24 protein-coding genes and 1 riboswitch are annotated in these 19,279 nt (G+C 37.3%); of the genes, 18 read left to right on the top strand and 6 right to left on the bottom strand.

Going from position 1 to position 19,279, the window contains the following annotated elements:
• Window positions 1-7 precede the first annotated feature (7 nt).
• Window positions 8-343 carry a GNAT family N-acetyltransferase gene (locus tag LXM54_RS21960; RefSeq protein WP_233317378.1) on the top strand — a complete coding sequence of 112 codons (336 nt, stop codon included), beginning with the start codon at window positions 8-10 and terminating at the stop codon, window positions 341-343.
• Window positions 344-401: 58 nt separating this feature from the next.
• Here the strand turns inward: LXM54_RS21960 and LXM54_RS21955 are convergent, their stop codons facing one another.
• The gene (locus LXM54_RS21955) at window positions 402-608 is read right to left on the bottom strand and encodes a DUF5348 domain-containing protein (RefSeq protein WP_233317377.1); all 207 of its coding nucleotides are present in this window, start codon (window positions 606-608) and stop codon (window positions 402-404) included.
• 185 nt (window positions 609-793) lie between these two features.
• On the opposite strand from LXM54_RS21955, the gene LXM54_RS21950 reads away from it, so the two are divergent.
• A complete protein-coding gene (locus LXM54_RS21950) occupies window positions 794-1,315 on the top strand; it encodes a uridine kinase family protein (RefSeq protein WP_233317397.1) in 522 nt (173 codons plus the stop codon).
• Between the two features lie 96 nt (window positions 1,316-1,411).
• Here the strand turns inward: LXM54_RS21950 and LXM54_RS21945 are convergent, their stop codons facing one another.
• Both LXM54_RS21945 and LXM54_RS21940 read right to left on the bottom strand, forming a co-directional pair.
• Window positions 1,412-1,558: a hypothetical protein gene (locus LXM54_RS21945; protein WP_233317376.1), complete on the bottom strand. Its 147-nt coding sequence runs from the start codon at window positions 1,556-1,558 to the stop codon at window positions 1,412-1,414.
• 44 nt (window positions 1,559-1,602) lie between these two features.
• Window positions 1,603-1,980 (bottom strand): hypothetical protein, encoded by a 378-nt coding sequence (locus LXM54_RS21940; protein ID WP_233317375.1) that lies wholly within the window; start codon window positions 1,978-1,980, stop codon window positions 1,603-1,605.
• Window positions 1,981-2,252: 272 nt separating this feature from the next.
• Between LXM54_RS21940 and LXM54_RS21935 the strand changes: the two genes are divergently transcribed.
• Window positions 2,253-2,519: a DUF896 domain-containing protein gene (locus LXM54_RS21935; protein WP_233317374.1), complete on the top strand. Its 267-nt coding sequence runs from the start codon at window positions 2,253-2,255 to the stop codon at window positions 2,517-2,519.
• A gap of 62 nt (window positions 2,520-2,581) precedes the next feature.
• On the opposite strand, the gene LXM54_RS21930 is transcribed toward LXM54_RS21935, so the two are convergent.
• Window positions 2,582-3,196 carry a cupin domain-containing protein gene (locus LXM54_RS21930; protein ID WP_233317373.1) on the bottom strand — a complete coding sequence of 205 codons (615 nt, stop codon included), beginning with the start codon at window positions 3,194-3,196 and terminating at the stop codon, window positions 2,582-2,584.
• A gap of 316 nt (window positions 3,197-3,512) precedes the next feature.
• On the opposite strand from LXM54_RS21930, the gene LXM54_RS21925 reads away from it, so the two are divergent.
• The 4 genes from LXM54_RS21925 (at window position 3,513) to LXM54_RS21910 (ending at window position 5,139) form a co-directional block, all read left to right on the top strand.
• A complete protein-coding gene (locus tag LXM54_RS21925; protein WP_233317372.1) occupies window positions 3,513-3,785 on the top strand; it encodes a CD3324 family protein in 273 nt (90 codons plus the stop codon).
• Between the two features lie 109 nt (window positions 3,786-3,894).
• Window positions 3,895-4,542 (top strand): FusB/FusC family EF-G-binding protein, encoded by a 648-nt coding sequence (locus LXM54_RS21920; RefSeq protein WP_233317371.1) that lies wholly within the window; start codon window positions 3,895-3,897, stop codon window positions 4,540-4,542.
• A gap of 92 nt (window positions 4,543-4,634) precedes the next feature.
• Complete coding sequence (locus LXM54_RS21915; protein WP_233317370.1) at window positions 4,635-4,829, top strand: spore coat protein; 195 nt, start codon at window positions 4,635-4,637, stop codon at window positions 4,827-4,829.
• A gap of 16 nt (window positions 4,830-4,845) precedes the next feature.
• A complete protein-coding gene (locus tag LXM54_RS21910) occupies window positions 4,846-5,139 on the top strand; it encodes a spore coat protein (RefSeq protein WP_233317369.1) in 294 nt (97 codons plus the stop codon).
• A 517-nt stretch (window positions 5,140-5,656) separates the two neighbouring features.
• On the opposite strand, the gene LXM54_RS21905 is transcribed toward LXM54_RS21910, so the two are convergent.
• Entirely contained in the window at window positions 5,657-5,896 is a 240-nt protein-coding gene (locus LXM54_RS21905) for a hypothetical protein (RefSeq protein ID WP_233317368.1), read from the bottom strand.
• A gap of 153 nt (window positions 5,897-6,049) precedes the next feature.
• On the opposite strand from LXM54_RS21905, the gene LXM54_RS21900 reads away from it, so the two are divergent.
• The 5 genes from LXM54_RS21900 (at window position 6,050) to LXM54_RS21880 (ending at window position 9,577) form a co-directional block, all read left to right on the top strand.
• Window positions 6,050-6,637, top strand: a complete 588-nt coding sequence (locus tag LXM54_RS21900; protein WP_233317367.1) for a hypothetical protein — start codon at window positions 6,050-6,052, stop codon at window positions 6,635-6,637.
• Window positions 6,638-6,792: 155 nt separating this feature from the next.
• A complete protein-coding gene (locus LXM54_RS21895; RefSeq protein ID WP_233317366.1) occupies window positions 6,793-7,188 on the top strand; it encodes a YbaN family protein in 396 nt (131 codons plus the stop codon).
• Window positions 7,189-7,291: 103 nt separating this feature from the next.
• A complete protein-coding gene (locus LXM54_RS21890) occupies window positions 7,292-7,768 on the top strand; it encodes a VOC family protein (protein ID WP_233317365.1) in 477 nt (158 codons plus the stop codon).
• A gap of 70 nt (window positions 7,769-7,838) precedes the next feature.
• Window positions 7,839-8,750, top strand: coding sequence for a phosphotransferase (locus LXM54_RS21885; RefSeq protein WP_233317364.1), 912 nt, complete (start codon window positions 7,839-7,841; stop codon window positions 8,748-8,750).
• Between the two features lie 380 nt (window positions 8,751-9,130).
• Window positions 9,131-9,577: a DUF6376 family protein gene (locus LXM54_RS21880; protein WP_233317363.1), complete on the top strand. Its 447-nt coding sequence runs from the start codon at window positions 9,131-9,133 to the stop codon at window positions 9,575-9,577.
• Between the two features lie 107 nt (window positions 9,578-9,684).
• Here LXM54_RS21880 and LXM54_RS21875 read toward each other — a convergent pair whose 3' ends face one another.
• Window positions 9,685-10,068, bottom strand: coding sequence for a helix-turn-helix domain-containing protein (locus LXM54_RS21875; RefSeq protein WP_233317362.1), 384 nt, complete (start codon window positions 10,066-10,068; stop codon window positions 9,685-9,687).
• A 173-nt stretch (window positions 10,069-10,241) separates the two neighbouring features.
• Here LXM54_RS21875 and LXM54_RS21870 point away from each other — a divergent pair, with 173 nt between their 5' ends.
• The 6 genes from LXM54_RS21870 (at window position 10,242) to LXM54_RS21845 (ending at window position 19,271) form a co-directional block, all read left to right on the top strand.
• Complete coding sequence (locus LXM54_RS21870; protein WP_233317361.1) at window positions 10,242-10,469, top strand: helix-turn-helix transcriptional regulator; 228 nt, start codon at window positions 10,242-10,244, stop codon at window positions 10,467-10,469.
• A 236-nt stretch (window positions 10,470-10,705) separates the two neighbouring features.
• Entirely contained in the window at window positions 10,706-11,518 is an 813-nt protein-coding gene (gene proC / locus LXM54_RS21865; protein ID WP_233317360.1) for a pyrroline-5-carboxylate reductase, read from the top strand.
• A gap of 234 nt (window positions 11,519-11,752) precedes the next feature.
• A riboswitch (cyclic di-GMP riboswitch) is annotated at window positions 11,753-11,836 on the top strand.
• Window positions 11,837-11,941: 105 nt separating this feature from the next.
• A complete protein-coding gene (locus LXM54_RS21860; RefSeq protein WP_233317359.1) occupies window positions 11,942-13,558 on the top strand; it encodes a GGDEF domain-containing response regulator in 1,617 nt (538 codons plus the stop codon).
• 1 nt (window position 13,559) lies between these two features.
• Window positions 13,560-14,609, top strand: a complete 1,050-nt coding sequence (locus LXM54_RS28335; protein WP_233317358.1) for a HEAT repeat domain-containing protein — start codon at window positions 13,560-13,562, stop codon at window positions 14,607-14,609.
• Between the two features lie 61 nt (window positions 14,610-14,670).
• Entirely contained in the window at window positions 14,671-16,023 is a 1,353-nt protein-coding gene (locus tag LXM54_RS21850; RefSeq protein WP_233317396.1) for a glycosyltransferase family 2 protein, read from the top strand.
• Window positions 16,020-19,271, top strand: coding sequence for a hypothetical protein (locus tag LXM54_RS21845; protein ID WP_233317357.1), 3,252 nt, complete (start codon window positions 16,020-16,022; stop codon window positions 19,269-19,271). Before LXM54_RS21850 ends, LXM54_RS21845 begins: the two co-directional genes overlap by 4 nt.
• Window positions 19,272-19,279: the final 8 nt, after the last annotated feature.

Genomic DNA, 19,279 nt, shown 5'->3' with positions numbered 1-19,279 from the left:
AATAGAGTTGGATATCGAAATAAAGACCTTTACGGAAAGAAAAATCAAACCGATTGATGTTTTGAGCCTGTATAACGAAACAGGCTGGCTGCAAGGAAGACTGGATTTAGATATGGAAGAGATATTACACAAAGTGCCATCAGTTGGTGCTTGGAAGGGTGATACGCTTATTGGCTACGCTAGAGCAGTCTCAGATGGGCATTATAAAGCATATATTGAGGATGTAGTTATACATCGTTTATATATGAAGAAAAGTATTGGGATCAAGTTGGTTTCAAAACTATTGGACGAGCTTTCATGCAATCAGTTTATCTTGCGAAAAAGATTAACTGCCTTTTTATAAATAAACGGTTTTAAACTAGGCACCTAATACTAGTGCCTAGTTTTTTTAAAAACACAAATTAAACTACATTAGGATACTTAGCCATTAACCCTTGCAAAGCAATATCTGGATAACCGACTAAATAATAGTCCTCATGATTATGATGAACAGTTGTTTTTACCCATTGGTTTTGAATGAAAGCTTCAATGTCGTCATCTGTTGTGAAATATTCTCCATTAGGAAGTGCGTATCTGCCTTGTTCATTCTTCGATAATTCTGCATACATAAATATCACATCCTTTTTGCTATCAGCATTAACAATTTATTCGCTTCATAAACTAACAGTAACGGCGGGTTTTTAACATGATGAAAAGTGGTGATACAGTGATTTTTTATACTAAAAACGGTGAATTCAACAAATATAGACAGCTGCTAACGATAATTGATTCTACACCAAGAAAACAATCCACAATGTTAATAGGAATAGACGGTTGTGGAGGATCAGGAAAAACTACCTTTGCAAACTTGATGAAGGAAGCTTGTTCGTCTGTATCAGTTGTACATATGGATGATTTTTATTTACCATCCTCACAAATAATCAAAGCACAACCTGCTAATAAGCCAATTGGTGCCGACTTTGATTGGAAACGTGTATTAATTAATATCCTTATACCTGTTAGTCGAAACATAGAAGGAGCTTATCAACGATACGACTGGGAGACAGATAGTTTGGCAGAGAGGCATAACGTGCCCGTCGGTGGCATTGTCATCATAGAGGGAGTTTATTCCATTCGCAAGGAACTAGCCAATATATATGATTTAACTATCTGGGTTGATTGTCCCCGTGAAATCAGGTTAAGACGAGGACTTAATAGAGATGGTGAAGAGGCTAGACAGTTATGGGAGAATAATTGGATGGTTGCAGAAGATTTATATGTTAAGCACCATCAGCCGATGGAAAGAGCGGATATTGTGGTTAAGGGTTTTAAGTAAATAACAGTAATGCAGACAAGCATGCTAACGCTATGTAAATATTGCAAAAGAACCTTAGTGAAAAATCACCAAGGTCTTTTTTGCTATGAAAGGCTATTACTTCTGTTTGCCTGTTTTAGCTGCTTCTGTATTCGGAACAGACTGTGGAGAATGGGAATTTGCAGTACCTCCATTTGGCGGCCCATATGTATGAGCTTTATCAGTGATTTTAGCACCTTCAGAGAAATCATCCTTTGTTTTCATTTCTTTCACCTCCGTTTTTATTATGTGATTTCCTCCTTAGATTATTAATTGGATTTATATTCCGCATGATAAGAGTTTGCTCCTGCGTGAACTGATAATAAGGTGTCAGCATAACCCACCAGCCTGTTGATTACTTCGTCTGCGATTGCATACACAAGTGGGTGAAGCTCATTGTTAAAGAGTTTATCATCATCAAAAATAATAGTTGTATTAATAAATATTTCTTTATTTCCGTATAAGTTATAATGAATAATGGCTTTTCCTGCAGCTCCGCCAGTATTAGGATCAGCATAGTTTTTCATAAATAAATACCATTCTTCAGCAGTAGCAGAGCGGAAGTTTTTCGTGAACTTTAAGGAGTCTAGTTCCTCCTCTATTTCTTTTTTCAAGTGCAGGTCTACGACCGTATTTTCTTCTTTCATTTATAATCCCCCTTCTTACAGACCTTCAAAATGTTTCCCCTCATAGTTTGATCATTAACTTTCGACTTTAGTATGGATGGTTTGTACAAAGGGAGTCATAATTTAATTGAAGGAATATATTGACAAAACATTATTTGTATTATAATATTATCTTGAATTCGAGATAATATAAAAATGTAACCAAATAAGAATACTTTATTTTTTGTATTTTATCTTGAATTCAAGATAAATGTTAAACTAACATTAATACATCAAATCTGGAGGTTAAAAAAATGCGAGAAACTTTGAATAGAATAAATGAATTAGCTAAAATCTCTAAAACAAGGAATTTAACACAAGAAGAAACAAACGAACGCCAAGGACTTATTAATGAATACATTAAAACGTTTCGTGGCTCTATGGACAGCATTCTTTTAAATACAACGATTATAGATCCATTAGGAAATGATGTAACACCAGAAAAATTAAAAGAAGTGCAAGCACAAAACAAAGTGGCAATCAGTAATGAGCAGACAATTGGCAGAATATATTCAAACTAAAGTAAACAGCTGCCAGCAGGCAGCTGTTTTATTAGTGGTATCTATATTAACATTTTTTTAGTTTATAATTTTACATTCTTGCCGCTAATATTGATAACAATTTCTTCTTGTTTTTGTTTGGTTCTCTCCAGTTTAGGTGGGCCAATTTCAACAGCCTCTTTAATAGGACTTAAAACATCTTCTATTTTTTCAGCATTAACTCCATAGGATAGTTCATAAACCTCTGGCGGGGTAAGCCGTAACATATTTGATCCTAATGCTGTTTCAAATTGGTCATTGTTAAAGAAGAGATGCATATGCAAATTTTCAGAAGCTGCAGTAATCCAATGCCACCAGCCCATTGGAATAAACACAACCTGACCTGGTTTAGCATTATAGGTATGGAGTTTATTAGTATCTGGATCAACAATGGAAATTTGTGCTTCACCAGAAATGATAACATCCAGCTCCCAAGCATTTGGATGCCAATGTGGTTCGCGAATATTTCCCTTTGAAAGATAAACATCTGCAAAAGCACCGCCAACCATAGCAGGCAGCTGGGTGGAAGTTACTTTATAAATAATATTATCTTGGTTTTTTTCGTACTCCACATTATTTTTTGAATCAAAAAAGAGATTAGGAGTTCCGCTTGTTTTCTTAATATTTGTATTATCAGGGACAAGTCCTGACTTTCCCATTTCTACTACCTCCTCTGCAAAAAAAGGCTACTGTAAAGATATGTGCAGTGAAGATAAATGGTGATTGTCCGAATTAAAAAAACAGAAACAAACCAAACGCCTATTGAAATCCGTTATAATAAGGTTTAAAGGGAGGTGCTTACATATGGATAATCATAAAAAATTATCTAGTACTTCATCCACTCATGCAAAGCCTGTTATTGGGAAGGCGATTCTTTGCATGGGGCGAAACATTTAATTATATCGCTTAACACGCTTTTCTAATATTATGGCTTTGCACCTTATTTTTTCAATATCAATAAGGGGTGGAGCACAAATGAAATATACGAATGCGAACAAAGTTTTACCTGAAAAGCTTCTCTTAGAGATCCAAAAATATGTTCAGGGGGAAACATTATATATACCTAAACAGGAAACTGAGTATCAAAAATGGGGAAGTTCAAGCGGAGGAAGGCAACATTTTGACCGCCGCAATGCTGAAATAAAAAACTCGTTTAGGAATGGCAGCAGTATTGCTCAACTGGCCGAGGCATATTATCTTTCCACTGAAACGATTAAGAAAATTGTTTACTCAAATAAACGGCACTGATGATTTTCATCAGTGTTTTTTTATGTAACAAATGCTTCTAAGTTATTCTTTCCATTTTAGAATTCTGCTTTTTTCTATAAAATAAACAAAAGAAATGGAGTGAACATAAATGGAACCGTTTATTAATAATGAACAGCTGAACTTTATAAAAAACCAGGTTGCTTTAATTAATGACAGTATGAAAAAAAATGTCCCAGCAAAGGTTTTAGCTGCTGTAGTTGATGTAGCCAACAGCAAAATTCACAGCCTTTTTCCGAGTGCTTCATTAGAACAACAAAGCATGCTTAATCTTTCCAAATTAAAGACAGACAAAGAGTTTGACCGATATATTGAGCAGCTTTCAGCCTGCTTATTAGCATTTCCAACTGTGCAAGAGCAGGAGCTGAAAAAAATGTTTCCAAAGCAGAAAAAGTTAAAGCTGCCTGATTTATCTAAAATAGACTATAGCCGACTAACATATTTAAGCTGGAATGATTTACGATCGAATAAAAAATTTATTGTTTATGAGTTAGATGGAAAGCTGGTCGGTATAGAAGGAAGATTTATACCAACTAATAAAAAAAATCTTTGCTCCTTTTGTAATTGTTTTGGGGAGATTTCCTACTTCTCTACTATCACTAAAGCCAAAAAATCTAAAAATCCAGATTACTACAAGGCTATTGGTAATTTTGTTTGCACAGACAGCATGGTTTGCAATCAAAAAATCACAAGTACCGAATACTTGACCGCTTTCCTTCACGAATCGTTAAGAGCATAAAACAGTAAATATATTTATGGGAAAATAGTTTATGCTCAGCTCCTTCCGGTTATATCAAATATATAAGACAGGATGAGGGAGGAGGAGTAAACATGGCTTCAGAAAAATTAGCAGTACATGAAACGCTAGAATTACATGAAGTGCTTACTTTGAAACAAAGCTGTCTCGTGAAATCTTATGCATTGCAATCCCTTGTGGAGGATGACACCTTAAAAATGATTTTGAGCAATGATGTGTCCAGTTCTGAGAAAGCAATTAAGGAGCTGCAAGCTATCTTATCAAAATAAAGGGAAGGTGATTAGAATGGGTATAGTTGATAAATTAAAAACTGCAGGAAAAATGCGTGATGAATTGATTGCAACAGAGCTGCTGGTTTCAGCTAAATCAACTGTCAGAACGTATGCCGTGGCCTTAACAGAAACTGCTTCGCCGGAAGTACGGGAAGTATTAAAAAAGCAGCTAGATGAAGCAATTGATAACCATGCGAAGATTGCCAATTATATGATGAAAAATGGTATGTATTATGCCCATGATGTAAATAAACAGCTTGAGCATGATAAAGAAAAAATAGAAAAATCACTGGAACTAGTGAATTAAAAATATGGAAAGACCCATGACTGCATTGGAGCAGACATGGGTCTTTTTAATTGTTTAAATTGATTGCTGTATATGGATAAATGTAGAAATATGTCGAAGATTATATCTATCCTAAAAATATCAAGAGGGACCGAGCTGTCGTCCAAAATGAAATCATAAGTTCCTTCAGGCAGTTCCTCGCCAACCATATAGTGTATAAATCCTATCTCCCTTTGAGAGTTTAATTGGAACTTCTATTCCTGCCTTTGTTTTTTGGTCCCACTGTATTGATTCAATCGGTTCACCGTCTGCATTGCGAATATCTAACAAGACTGATGTAGAGAATAATCAGAGAGAGGATACTCCTGTTACATTAAAAAAGGTAGATGAAGAATCTACCAATTGAAGCTGAATTTTAAAGCCTCTGATGACGAAAATCATCAGAGGCCTTTTTAAATGGAGTATTATTCATATTGTAAAATCCTTTATTTCTCTTTAGAAACTCACTTCACATGGAGAAGTAAGGTCTATTACTTCTTTACTGTAACCAAAAAGAAACAAGGACAAAAACAAGCATAGCTGCTAGAAAGGAGCCGAGCAAATAGCCAGCATACCGAACAGGCTTTGGAAACGTGCTTACATCATAATCTTTCACAGGAAAACGATCACCAGTAGCTCTCTGTGCTTCCTTTAATTCATAAGGAACAAATATCTCATCGTTATTAACAGTATTAATATAGTTTGTTTCATCCATTTGTGTCTCATGGATTTGTTTCATCTTATTGCCTCCATTCTAAATAAGGAAATGGAAATAACTGTGCCTTAATTGTGACAGAAAATCTATATTATAGCAATTATCTTCCTTCTAAGGGTGTATTTAGGTGGAGATTGGGGATGTTAATGACAAAAAGTATAATTGCAGGTGGTATAGATGAAGCTTGAGCAACAGCAGATGGTTGATAAAATGAGGGAAATGACAAACAAGGCGGATGCATTTCATACAGAGTACTGGAGTAAGTTCGCTGATTTTCAGGATTGGCATTTTTGGCTGAATATTGTCTTTTTAGTAGGACCGCTTATTGTATTGCTCATATGGCTTGATCGGCAATGGATTTTTCAAATTTTATTTTTTGGTTTTGCGATACATGCTATGATGAACTATTTAGATTCTATTGCAGTTGTAAAGGGCCTCGTGACTCACCCTTATCCGCTGATGCCATTGATGAATATTAACTTGTCTATCAACACTTCCTTTATTCCCGTCACATTTATGCTGACATATCAATATTGTATAAACAGAAAGAAAAATTTGTATATTGGCGGATTATTCGCAAGCATTGGGACAGGCATTGTGCTTGGTGGCTTTGCTCAGGCAATTGATTATCTTCAGATGTATAAGTGGATGAATATTTGGTTTGTATTTGTATTTGATTATTTACAGTTTGTCACAGCTGTATTGCTGGTAAAGTTTTTTCAGTACTTGTGTGATAAAAAGAAAAAGGAAAGCTACCGCTTTTGAATTTCCTTATTTATCCACATAAATGTGAAATTTTCGTATACATTAAAAAAGAACAGTTAAGACAAGGCTATGCCTGCACTATAATAAGGGTATAGAGGTAGAAAGCTGTCTTGCATAATTCTGTAAGCTATTTGAAAGGAGTTAAAGAGAAGAAATTGAAGCAATTATATAAATGGATTTATATTGTATTAGGTACCGTTTTTTTAGGGATTGGCCTTGTCGGCATCTTTCTCCCTTTACTTCCGACAACTCCATTTCTGCTGTTGACTTCCTTTTTCTATACACGAAGCTCAGAACGGCTTAACGCCTATTTCCGCTCAACAAGATTTTATGAGGAATATGTAAAAGGGTTTAAAAAAGGTGAGTTGACGAAGAAACAAAAAATAAAAATACTGGTCACCTGCTATATCTGTATTGGGATAAGTGCTTATTTCGCTCCGCATATGTATATGCGCATTATTCTCGGCTGCATTGCAATTGTCCAATTAATCTCTATGTTCATTATTAAAACTAAGACGGTTGAACCGAAGGATATCATCATAAAAAAATAGATGTTAAGAGCTGAGAAGAGTAAGATTCCAGCTCTTTTTTGTTTTAACAATAATCGTATGGGAATAAATAGAAATAAATACTTGTAAAAAAGGGGAGATAATAATGGCTGTAATTACCCATATCGGCCTAGCTGTAACAGATTTAGATAAAGCGATTGATTGGTATGAAAAGGTTCTAAATTTTAAGCTGATTGCCGGTCCGTATTCCTTTCGGCAGGAGAAAGAGGATGCTTATAATATGACAAATGACTTGCTCGGAAACCATATAAAAAAAATGCGCAATGCTCATTTAATAGGAGAAAACCAAGTTGGGATAGAACTGTTTGAGTTCCAGGTGCCGAAAACAATAAAAAGGGAAAGAGATATTCAGGAAGCTGGCTTTTTTCACCTTTGTATTATTGCTGATAATGTAAAGGAAAAGGCTGCTGAAATACAAAAGAGCGGCGGAAAGATCAGGAGCAGTATGTGGAATACTTGGGCAGGCAAGCCGTATTATTTAGTTTATTGTGAAGATCCATTTGGGAATATTATTGAACTTTATTCCTATAGTACGGAATTGATGTATGGTAACAAAGATTAGATATTTAGTGGATTATACAATAAACTAATAGTACAAGAATTTCTAAGGCGATATCTTTTGAGGTGAAAAAATGGGGAATATTTGGGCTCCTGAGGTTGTGGTTGAAAAAGAGCTGGCAATTGCTTTAATTAATAAACAGTTTCCTGAGTTATCTATCCAAAGCATTAAGGAAATAGGTGAAGGCTTCGACAATACGATATATGCAGTGAATGACATATATGTCTTTCGATTTCCACGCAGGGAAATCGCGGGAGAGCTAATGGAAACAGAGGCTGTCCTGCTGCCAAAAATACAGCAATTATTGCCGATAAAAATACCAGTGCCGGTTTTTTTCGGACAAAAGTCGCAAGACTACAGATGGTCCTTCTTAGGTTACAGCTATCTTGAGGGCAAAATGCCGCATAAATTAACACAGGAAAACCGAACTAAGCTCATCGGGCCACTAGCAGCGTTTTTAAAGGCACTACATTCTATTTCTATCAAGGATTTAAAGGGAGTGCCAGTTCCATATGATAAACTGGGCCGTCTGGACATAGGGAAACGGAAAGCTGGAATGATGGAAAAACTCGAGGCTTTGTGTCTGCTTGATAAAAGTCAAGTTTTTGAAAAGGCGAGAGACTATTGCCAAGGAATAGAGCATATTGAAGTCCCATGTGAGCATGTGCTAGTGCATGGTGATCTACATTTAGGTAATATGCTTGTAAACGAAGGTAAGGAGCTGACAGCCATTATCGATTGGGGCGATGTCCATATTGGCCACAGGGCAGTTGACTTAGCGATTGTTTACAGTCTTATACCAGCAGAAGAAAGGGAGGCTTTTTATGCTGTCTATGGCAAAACAGACAGTGTCACATTGGAGCTTGCCAGATTTAAGGCTGTGTATACACTTGTGTTACTGCTCGCATATGCTTTAGATAAGAAGGAACTATTATTATATGAAGAAGCAAAAACAAGCCTTGCTATCGCATTGAGCTCATCCTAAAACCTTGCCTTATTTGACTGGTAACGCAGAAATATTATATAATTAAGCTAATAATTGAATGAAAGTAACCTTTTGTCAAAAGGGGAGTAACTGTACAATAAAGTCGTCAATACAGGTCAGCAGACCTCGGCTTTATTGGCAACATATGTTGTTTGTGAGACCTTTGCCATTTATTTGGTGAGGTCTTTTTGCTGTGCCTTTTTAACTGCTCCAAACAAAACGATGGTTAGGGAAGGAGGCGGGTCTGCATGTCGACGCTAAAAAAACTTATGAAAAATTATCTCCAAAAAGAAGGGGTGAAAATTCTTAAGAAAAAAGGCTTACCTTTGTTAAAGAAAGAATGGGAAAAAAGAAAAGGAAAAAAATAAGGAGTGATTTTTATGAAAAAATTATTGCTGGCTCTCCCTATCATGCTGTTGGTAGCAGCAGGATGCTCACCAGTGGAAGAGACGAAAAATACTATTAATTATGTTAATGAAGCAACAGAGTACGCTAATGAAGCAGCGGCGTTCGCAGAAGACCTTCCGGCTAAGGCACAGGAAGCAGTTACAAATCCGGAAACAGTTGAACAGCTGGAAAGCACATTAACTGATTTTGAAAAACAAATCAGTGAGTTCAATCAAGTGGAAGTGCCGCAAGTGATGGAAGATTTGCATGGACAAATTAGTGAGCAAAATGAAAAAATCCAAACTCAAATTGAAGAATATACAAAAGCAATTGAAGATGGTACCTTCCAGCCAGAATTCCTTCAGAATAGCGAGTTGCTAAACTCGCTGCAGGATATACAAAATATTTATGAAAATATCCAAAAGCTTGGTAATGAATAAAATGAAAGAGGTGCAGTCGAGCGACTGCACCTCTTCTTCTTTTTTGTTAGAGAGAAAAGGATAAATATTTTGAGGGATAAAGAGGGAACTCCAACTTCTTCTGAGGGCTATTGTTTTTTTTCTTCCTGCATAAACGACCAAAAGCGGTATAGTTGGCCGGCCACTTTTGCTGGTTCTTCCTGAAGTGCTTTATGGAGGGCAGGGTGTCTTTGAATGGCGGTAATTATATTATAATCTTCTACAGCTACTGCCAAGCGGTTATCGCTGCCGTATCGCGAAGCTGTTTCCATAACGGCAGATCTTCCTAGAAGGTAATCTGTGCTGACATCAAAAAAATCAGCGAGTTTTTGGAGTGTCTCTGTGTCTGGTTTGCGATTGCCGGTCTCGTATCCAGAAATGGACACTTTTGTCACGTTCATTGCATCCCCTAAAGTTTGCTGTGATATATTAGCCGATTTTCTTAAAGCTCTTAATCTTTCAGAAAAACTCAAATTATTCTCCCCTCCATTTCCATATGATGGTTCTATTATAAGTTAACTTATTGCTAACAGTAAATGTTCAAAAATAAGTTAACTAAAAAGATAGTAAAAGATTGAAGTTAACCTTAGGTTTACGTATAATAGAGATAAAGATAACGGTTTCGACTAAGAAAGAGGTGAGAGGGTTGACTAGACTTAAATTGCGGTATGTTAGAAAGGAGCATGGCTATACTTATCAGCAAATGGCCAGCAAACTAGGCATCACGAAGTCCTACTATTGGCAAATAGAGAATGGCAAAAGAGGTTTATCGTATGAGAATGCGATAAGAATAGCTAAAATATTTCATAGAAAACCAGATGACATATTTCTTCCAGAGAACAATCATGTAAGCCGTCTAGCAAGTGATGACTAAAGCTTATGACAGGTTAGTAGACTTTCTTTGGTGGAAATATGTTTTTTTTTTTATTTATCGAGCTCGTTTATTTTATTATTGCATGAATCTGTGCATTTTTGAACCATCTACTTGCATAATATCATCATTAAATAGCCACCTTTCCTCTTCTTATCACAATTTTCCGAATGGGATTGATTTTCTCTCTTTACTGTGTAAAAGTATAGAGTATAAATAGAGGAGGACGGTTCGTAAACATGAATAATAAGAAGATTAGTTTCATTGGCAGCGGCAAAATGGCGCAGGCTATTTTTGGCGGTATGCTAAAGTCAGGATTTACAAGACATGAGGATTTAATTGCAAGTGCAAAAACGGCTGCTACGTCGGAAATGATATCTAAACAATATGAGATCAAAACAACAATTGATAATAAGATTGCAGCATCGTATGGAGATATTGTCGTTCTTGCGGTGAAGCCATATTTATATACAGAGGTATTACAGGAAATCAAGGAATCTATACAGGAGAATGCTATCATCGTGACGATTGCAGCTGGTGTTGATCTTGCTTATATGGAAGAGCAATTATCAAGTGAAAGCAAGATTATTAGAACAATGCCAAACACACCATCTCTTGTAGGAGAAGGAATGAGTGTTGTTTGCCCGAATGGCAATGTCACGGAAGAAGAAGTACAGTATATTGTTGACTTGTTCTCTTCCTTCGGCAAGGTAGAGGTAATGGAGGAGCGCTTGATGGATGCTATTCCAGCTATTAGCGGTTCATCGCCAGCATATGCCTTCCTTTTTATTGAAGCATTGGCAGACGGCGGTGTCAGAAGCGGAATTCCGCGAGATACATCCTACAAGCTCGCGGCCCAGGCTTTATTAGGGGCTGCAAAAATGGTGCTGGAAACAGGTAAGCATCCTGGCATCTTGAAAGATGAGGTATGCACACCTGGGGGAACAACCATTGAAGCGATAGCTACGCTAGAGCAAATGCAGTTCAGGGGAGCAGTTATGGCTGCAATGGACAGATGCACCGAAAAAAATAAAGAATTGCAGAAAAAATAAATGTCAGGTCGTTCGGAATAGGTAATATGTTGTTCTTCTGGACGAACATTTAATTAGAAATGCCAAGGTGGTGAGTCTTTACTAACTTCTTGGCATTTTTTCGTATAAAAAATAGGTCATTATTCCTTAATATTTTCCATATTTCAGCCTTTAAAGTTAGAATCTCATTCTGTATAATAAACATTAATCATTATCAACAATACCAATATTACTAGCTTATTTATGAACATAATAGACCATTTGGACCGCGAAGAAAAACAGCTTTTATTTGGGCACTTAAACTGTTTGGAGCGATTAGTGCAACCGGCCTTTATTCATGAGTTGGGCTGGTTTTTTTTTGCTTTTGAGGGGAAAGCTAACCAGATAAAAATATAGAGATAACAGGAGAATGCGTAAGGGAATATTTTTAAAGAGGTGTGGCAAATGATTTTTGATAAATACAAAGGAATATTACTTAAGAAAATGAAGGATCAGCTTACAAGCTGGTTTGATAATAACGAGATAACATTGATTGAAAACAGAGATGTATACAGGTTTTTGCATTCAATCAAAGGGACGTCTGGCACGTTGGAGCTTGATATGCTTTACGGTATTGCTTCAGAGCTGTTGGCAAAGGTAGAGAATAGAAAAGACTCATGGTCCATTCAGGAACTAAGGGATTTCTTGAGCGGGCTGATGGAAATCAGTTATGAATATGAGCATTTCCATGAAGAAATTGGCAAGCCTCCTGCTTTACGTGAAGGGGACGCACCGCTTATTCAAATTATTGATGATGATATTTCTTTGCTTATTTTCCTGAAGGATAAGCTCGAAAGCAAGGGCTGGATGGTTATTGCAAACACGACAGCGGATAAGGCAATTGAGCAGTATTATAATATGCATCCTGATTGCATCATCATTGATATCAACCTTCAGGATCAATCTGGTTACGATGTGCTCAGTGTTATCCAAAATCATACAAACCGGGCATTTATTCCGAAAATTATGTGCAGCATTAAAACAGACAGAGACTCAAGAATTGAAGCATATAGAAATGGCGCAGATGATTTCATGGAGAAACCGATTGATGTGGAAGAATTTTTAATTCGTGTGGAACGCCATCTCGAAAGGAAAAAGATATTTGATCAATCGGTTTTGATAGACGAATTAACCCAAGTTTATAACCGCAAATTTCTTAAAGATTCGTACAATCGTTTTATCAGTGATATGGGAAGGCTGAATGCAAATGGAACAATCGCTGTGATTGATATCGATTATTTTAAACGAGTTAATGATACATACGGGCATATTGTCGGTGACAAGGTGCTGATGGAGTTCGCTCAATTTCTGAAAAAGAGTATTAGAAGTACAGATACACTGTTCCGTTATGGCGGGGAGGAATTTGTTATTCTGTTCCAGAGAGCGACAGAGACGGAAATAAAAGACGTATTGGAGCGCATGCTTGATAAGTTCTCACAAGTTGAATTTACAGACGGAGAGAAAACCTTTAGTCTCACATTTTCAGCAGGAGTGTATCGAATTGAAAATACAGAGATTGGTTTGCAGGCAGCAATAAAAACAGCAGATGAAGCTTTATATTTGGCTAAGGAGAATGGCAGGGCGAGGGTTGAAACAGCTAATAAACGCATTATTTCAAAAGCAACAAAGCTTTTGAATGTATCCATTGTTGATGATGATACACTGATTCGCTCCATCTTAATTAATATTTTCAGTTCTTTGGAGCTTGATAATATTACCCTTGATGTAAAAGCCTATGAAGATGGGATGCAATTCCTTGATTCTGACAGGCTCGCACAAAACGGCATTCATTTCCTAGTTCTTGACGGCATCATGCCAGTCATGGATGGTCTGGAGATACTGCAAATCGTGAAAAAATCTCAGTACCGTAACAATGTTAATGTGCTTATGCTGACAGGCAGAAAGAGTGAAAATGATATTGCGGAAGCATTGAAGCTGGGAGCGGATGATTATGTAACAAAGCCTTTCAGTCTGACAGAACTTCAGGCAAGGATTGTCCGCCTCATTAAAAGGATGGTTTAAAGTGGCAAAGGAAATTATGTTATTAGTTGTTGTTGCAGTTGGTTCCATCAGTATTTTGCTAATCCTCCTTGCTTACTTAATAGCAAGGAAGCTTCTTGAAAACAACAGGCGGCAGCAAATAAATGATTTAAAGGAAAAAATAGCCCAGGATGTCTTCCTGTTCTTACAGGACAGAAGCTATGAGCTGTCCTTCTCTGCTGATTCAAACATAGAGAAGGAAGCACTTGAGGAGCTCCTTACAAAGTATTCAGACATACTCGAGGGAGATCAGGAAAGACAAAGCTTAAGAATTCTTGCAGCAGCTAATCTGACAGGTTATTACCGAAAAAATGTAAATGCAAGGAAATGGAGCACTCGTATGAACACACTGTATCATATTGAGAGCTTTCAGCTGGTGGAGCTTAAAGAGGAATTAATTAAGTTGGCTGAACAGGAAAAGAAGCGGTCGAAAGAGGAAAAAATCCAGATTTACCGCATCCTTGCTTCTTTTCAATATACCGATATTTTTATGCTGATTAATAAGCAGGAATACTTAGCAGAAAAGGATTATCGAAGCATATTAACAAGACTGGAAGCACCAATTTTTGAAGAGATGATTGCCCGGTTTGATGAATGTGTGGAAGAGCTAAAACTGGCAATTCTCGATGTGATGGGTGTTAAAAAGGATTTGGAGCATATTACTTTTTTAGAAAATGTTTTTCAAACCTATGAGGGAGAGCTGAGGCTGAGAAGCTTAAAAGCAATTTCGAACATAGGGATTGTTCCTAATATTGATAACTATTTTCCTTTATGCCAATCAAGTGTGTGGCAGGAAAGAATGATGGCGGCAAGACTGCTTGGCTTTGCCAAACAAGAAACAGCCTTGAAGCTATTAAAGGAACTGCTGCATGATCAGTCATGGTTTGTAAGATCTCAGGCGGCAGAATCAATTATGAAATATAAAGATGGTACAAAAGTGCTTGAAGAGGTGCTTCAGCATTCAAAAGATGCCTTTGCTCGGGATATGGCCTGGGAGTGGGTCAATAAAGGAATTTTAAAAGGAGCTAATTAAGTTGGTTTTAGAATGGTGGAAAAATGCGGTATTGTTTTTTGGCGGTTTTATTTCTATATATATGATTATTATCATCACGTTTTACACAGCTATTCTTATCGTATCAATGATGCAGCTTAGACGAGAATATCAGCTTAATAGAAAGCAGTCTTTTGAGGATATTGCTGACGGTCTGTATACAAAGCCTGTTTCGATAATTGTGCCTGCATATAATGAAGAAGCAGGAATTATTCCGAGTGTCCGCTCCTTATTGAGCATTGATTATCCGCAATATGAAATCATTGTTGTAAATGATGGCTCTAAGGATCAAACTTTGCAAAAAATGATTGAGTATTATGATATGGAAGAGGTTCAAAAGGTAGTCCGCAAACAGGTGGAGACGAAGCCAATTAAGGCTATCTACCAGTCAAAGCTCTTGCCGAGACTATTTCTTATCGATAAAGATAATGGCGGAAAGGCTGATGCTTTAAATGTCGGCTTGAACTTTTCGAACTATCCGTATATATGCTCATTGGACGGAGATTCGGTTTTAGAAAGTGATGCTTTCCTGAAAGTTATGAAGCCGATTATGGACAGCAATGAGGAGGTAGTTGCTTCAGGAGGAAGCATCCGAATTGCAAATGGCTGTAAGATCAAGGACGGAAATATATTGGAGATCGGTTTATCGAACCATCCCCTTGTTATTATGCAGATTATTGAATATTTAAGAGCATTTTTAATGGGTCGCATTGGGCTTAGCAGGCATAACCTGCTGTTAATCATATCAGGTGCCTTTGGTGTATTTTCGAAGCAATGGGTGATTAAGGCTGGAGGTTACCAAACAAATACAGTAGGGGAGGATATGGAGCTTGTTGTCCGTATTCACCGAATTATAAAGGAGTCTAAGGTCAATAAAAGAATTGTCTATGTGCCTGATCCTGTCTGCTGGACAGAGGTTCCAGAGGATATAAAGTTCCTGAGGAGACAGAGAAGAAGATGGCATAGGGGATTGTTTGAAAGCCTTTGGAATCATCGCAAGCTGACATTTAATCCGAAGTATGGAAGCATCGGAATGATTTCCTTCCCTTATTTTTGGCTGATAGAGTTTTTAGGTCCAATCGTAGAAATATTAGGATATCTATATACAGTAATCGCGATTTTCTTTGGCGGGATTTATTTGGAATTTGCGATTCTTATATTTTTGCTTTCTTGTATTTATGGATCGATTTTTTCAATGGCAGCAGTCTTGCTCGAGGAATGGAGTCTTCGCAAGTATCCAAAAGTGTCCCATTTATTGAAGCTGTTTTTCTTTTCCCTGACAGAATCTTTATGGTACAGGCCGATGACAGTATTTTGGCGCTGTGAAGGGATTTGGCAGCTCATTAAAGGTGAAAAATCTTGGGGGGACATGAGTCGTAAAGGAGTATCTAAATGAAAAGAAGGAATACATTGCTTTTTTTTCTGTTTGTCATGATTGGGCTTGCGGTACTATTAAGTCCTTTTTGGCTCTGGCAGTTTAAAGGGACAAAGGAACTGAATGTGCTGATTATGGATAAGACTGTTCCTGATAAGACATACAGGGAGCATAACGGCCTTGTTTATATATTAAACAATCAGAAATATGTGAAGGCTAACAAAGACAAATACTTCAGTCAAAGTGATTATAAAGGCTTTAAACCGAGCGGAGACAACAGCTATAAAATCAGCGAACTCCCTGATGATTTAAGTGATTATGATGTTTTGTATTTGACAGATCAGTATGGAGTCTATGAAGAAGAATTTTATGGAAGCAATAATCTTGGGGAGAGATCGGATAAATTATATGGCGGATTGGAAATAGAGGATGTAGAAAAAATAGAGAATGCTCTTTTCCAATCAGACAATAAAACACTTATTGCTGAATTTAATACGTTTGCAAGTCCTACAAGTGATGAGGCAAGGGAGAAAATCACCAATCTGCTTAATGTATCGTGGAGCGGCTGGATCGGCAGGCATTTCGACGATTTAGATGGTGATGAGGTACCTGTTTGGGTAAAGGATAACTATAAAAACCAGAACGGCAAGGAATGGAGCTTTACAGGCTCTGGACTTGTACTGATTAATAAGGATGATTATATTGTCGTCTTAAATAACAAGGACTTAACAGACAGTGGTGTCGCATTTTCCACTACCGAAAAAGGTCAATCTGTCTTAAAGGAAGAGCTGACATCCACTTATGATTACTGGTTTGATATTATCGCAGCAAAAGATCAAAAAGAGGTGCTGGCCCAATATAAGCTTCCAGTTTCAGAGACTGGTAAAGAAAAGCTGGAAGGTTACGGAATTCCAAGCACTTTCCCGGCAATCGTGCAAAATGCCAATACACAATACACTTCCTATTATTTTGCAGGAGATTATGCTGATGAAGCAGAAGTTCCAAGTTTATATCAAACAGTCGGCTTTGATTTATGGAAGAAATATGTCACATACAGAAATTCCTTTTACTGGAATACTTATGTGCCGCTTATGAAAAACCTGCTGAAGGATGGACTTCACAATAATAATACAGAAGGCAGTACTATAGAGACAGTAAAGGCTGACGGAATGGTAACGAACAGTCGGACAAATGCTGAATATATTCAAGTTCAAAAGGATGGGAAATGGGAAAATCTCATTATTAAAGGGGTAAATATGGGGATTTCAAAACCAGGCTCCTTTCCAGGTGAAACATCCATTACAAAGGATGAATATTACCGCTGGTTCAAAGAAATCGGTGCGATGCATGCTAATACAATCAGGGTGTACACGCTTCATCCACCAGGTTTTTATCAAGCCTTGTATGAATATAATCAAAGTGCAAAAGAGCCTCTGTATCTTATCCACGGTTCTTGGGTGAATGAAGATGTTCTTACAGAAAAGCAGGATGCTTATTCAGAAGAAGTAGTAGCAGATGCGCAGTTAGAAATTAAAAACATGATTGACATTATTCATGGAAATGCAGATTTGCCAAAAAGGGCTGGGCATGCTTCAGGAAAGTATGAGTATGATGTTTCCAAATATGTGCTAGGATTTATGCTTGGAACAGAGTGGGACCCTGATGTTGTTAATCATACCGATGAAGAACACAGTGGCTTAGGACAATACAAAGGCACTTATTTCGAGACAAAAGCTGCATCTCCGTTTGAGATTTGGGTTGCAAAGTTAATGGACTATGCAGCAGATTATGAAGCTAAGCAATATAAGTGGCAGCATACGATGAGCTTTACGAACTGGGTGACAACAGACTTGCTTGACCATCCTGCAGAGCCGAGTGAGGATGAAGATAAGGCGGTTGTTGATCCCAACCATATAACTAAAACAGATGATTTTCATGCTGGCCTATTTGCGGCTTATCATGTTTATCCGTATTATCCAGATTTCTTGAACTATGAAAAAGGCTATTCGACATATAAGAATAAACAAGGCGAGCAAAACAATTATGCAGCCTATTTAAATCAATTGCGAAAGGTTCATAATATGCCAGTGTTAGTTGCAGAGTTCGGAGTGCCAGCATCTAGGGGCAAAACTCATGAGAACGTTAATGGCATGAATCAAGGCTTTATTTCAGAAGAAGAACAAGGAAATATGGATGCGAGTCTGTATCAGATGATTCTTGATGAGAAGTATGCAGGCGGACTTGTGTTTACATGGCAGGATGAATGGTTTAAGCGAACATGGAATACGATGGATTATGATAATCCGAACAGAAGACCGTTTTGGTCCAATATCCAGACAAATGAGCAGCATTTCGGTCTGTTAAGCTTTGATCCTGGTAAATATGAGCCAACCATCTATATTGATGGCAGCACAGAGGATTGGGAAAAGCTGAATGTGTCGCCACTGTATACTGCTGCTGATAATAAGGAAGAAAATGATATTCAAGATGTGAGTGTCACGTCTGATGAACAGCAAATCAGCTTTAAATTCACTTATAAGGAGCCGGTTGACTTAAACGTTGATCACACATATCTTCTATTAGATACACTTGCAGATCAAGGGCAAATGAGCACAGTTCTTGATGGCAAGGAAAAAGTGAACACAGATTTTGGTGTCGATTTTGCTGTTAAGATTGGGGAACAGGATGATTCGCATATCCTGATTGACAGCTACTATGATTCTTATTATTTCCACTATGGGCACTTGCTGAATATGATAAAAAAAGAAAGCTATGCAAGTAAAAAGAACAACGGTGTGTATCATCCAATCAGACTTGCGCTTAATAAAGAGCTGGAAATACAAGGGGAAAAAATTCCGTTTAACTCCTATGAAACAGGAAAATTATTATACGGAAACGGCAATCCGGAAAGTAAAGATTTCAATAGTCTGACCGATATTAGTGTAAGTAAAGATAAGAAAACAATCGAGCTTCGCCTGCCGTGGGCTTTATTAAATGTGAAAGACCCAAGTCAGAAGGAAGTATTGGCAGACTTATGGAAAAAGGGCATGGAAGGCAGCGAAACCATTGACGGCATTTATTTTGCGGTTGTAATGGAAAAAGATAAAAAGATTGTGCAAACATTGCCTGAAAGAGGCAGTGACAACACTATTCATCAAGAAGACACTAAACTGTTTGAATGGGAAAGCTGGGAAGAACCAGCCTATCATGAACGATTAAAACAATCCTATTATATACTGCAAGAGGCCTTCTCCAAAATAGGGAATTAGGGAGAGAG

This window comes from Bacillus sp. Au-Bac7, from assembly GCF_021341655.1.
Classification (GTDB): domain Bacteria; phylum Bacillota; class Bacilli; order Bacillales; family Cytobacillaceae; genus Niallia.
The sequence above is the reverse complement of the archived record's forward strand: the minus strand, read 5'-3'. Positions and strand labels throughout refer to the sequence as shown.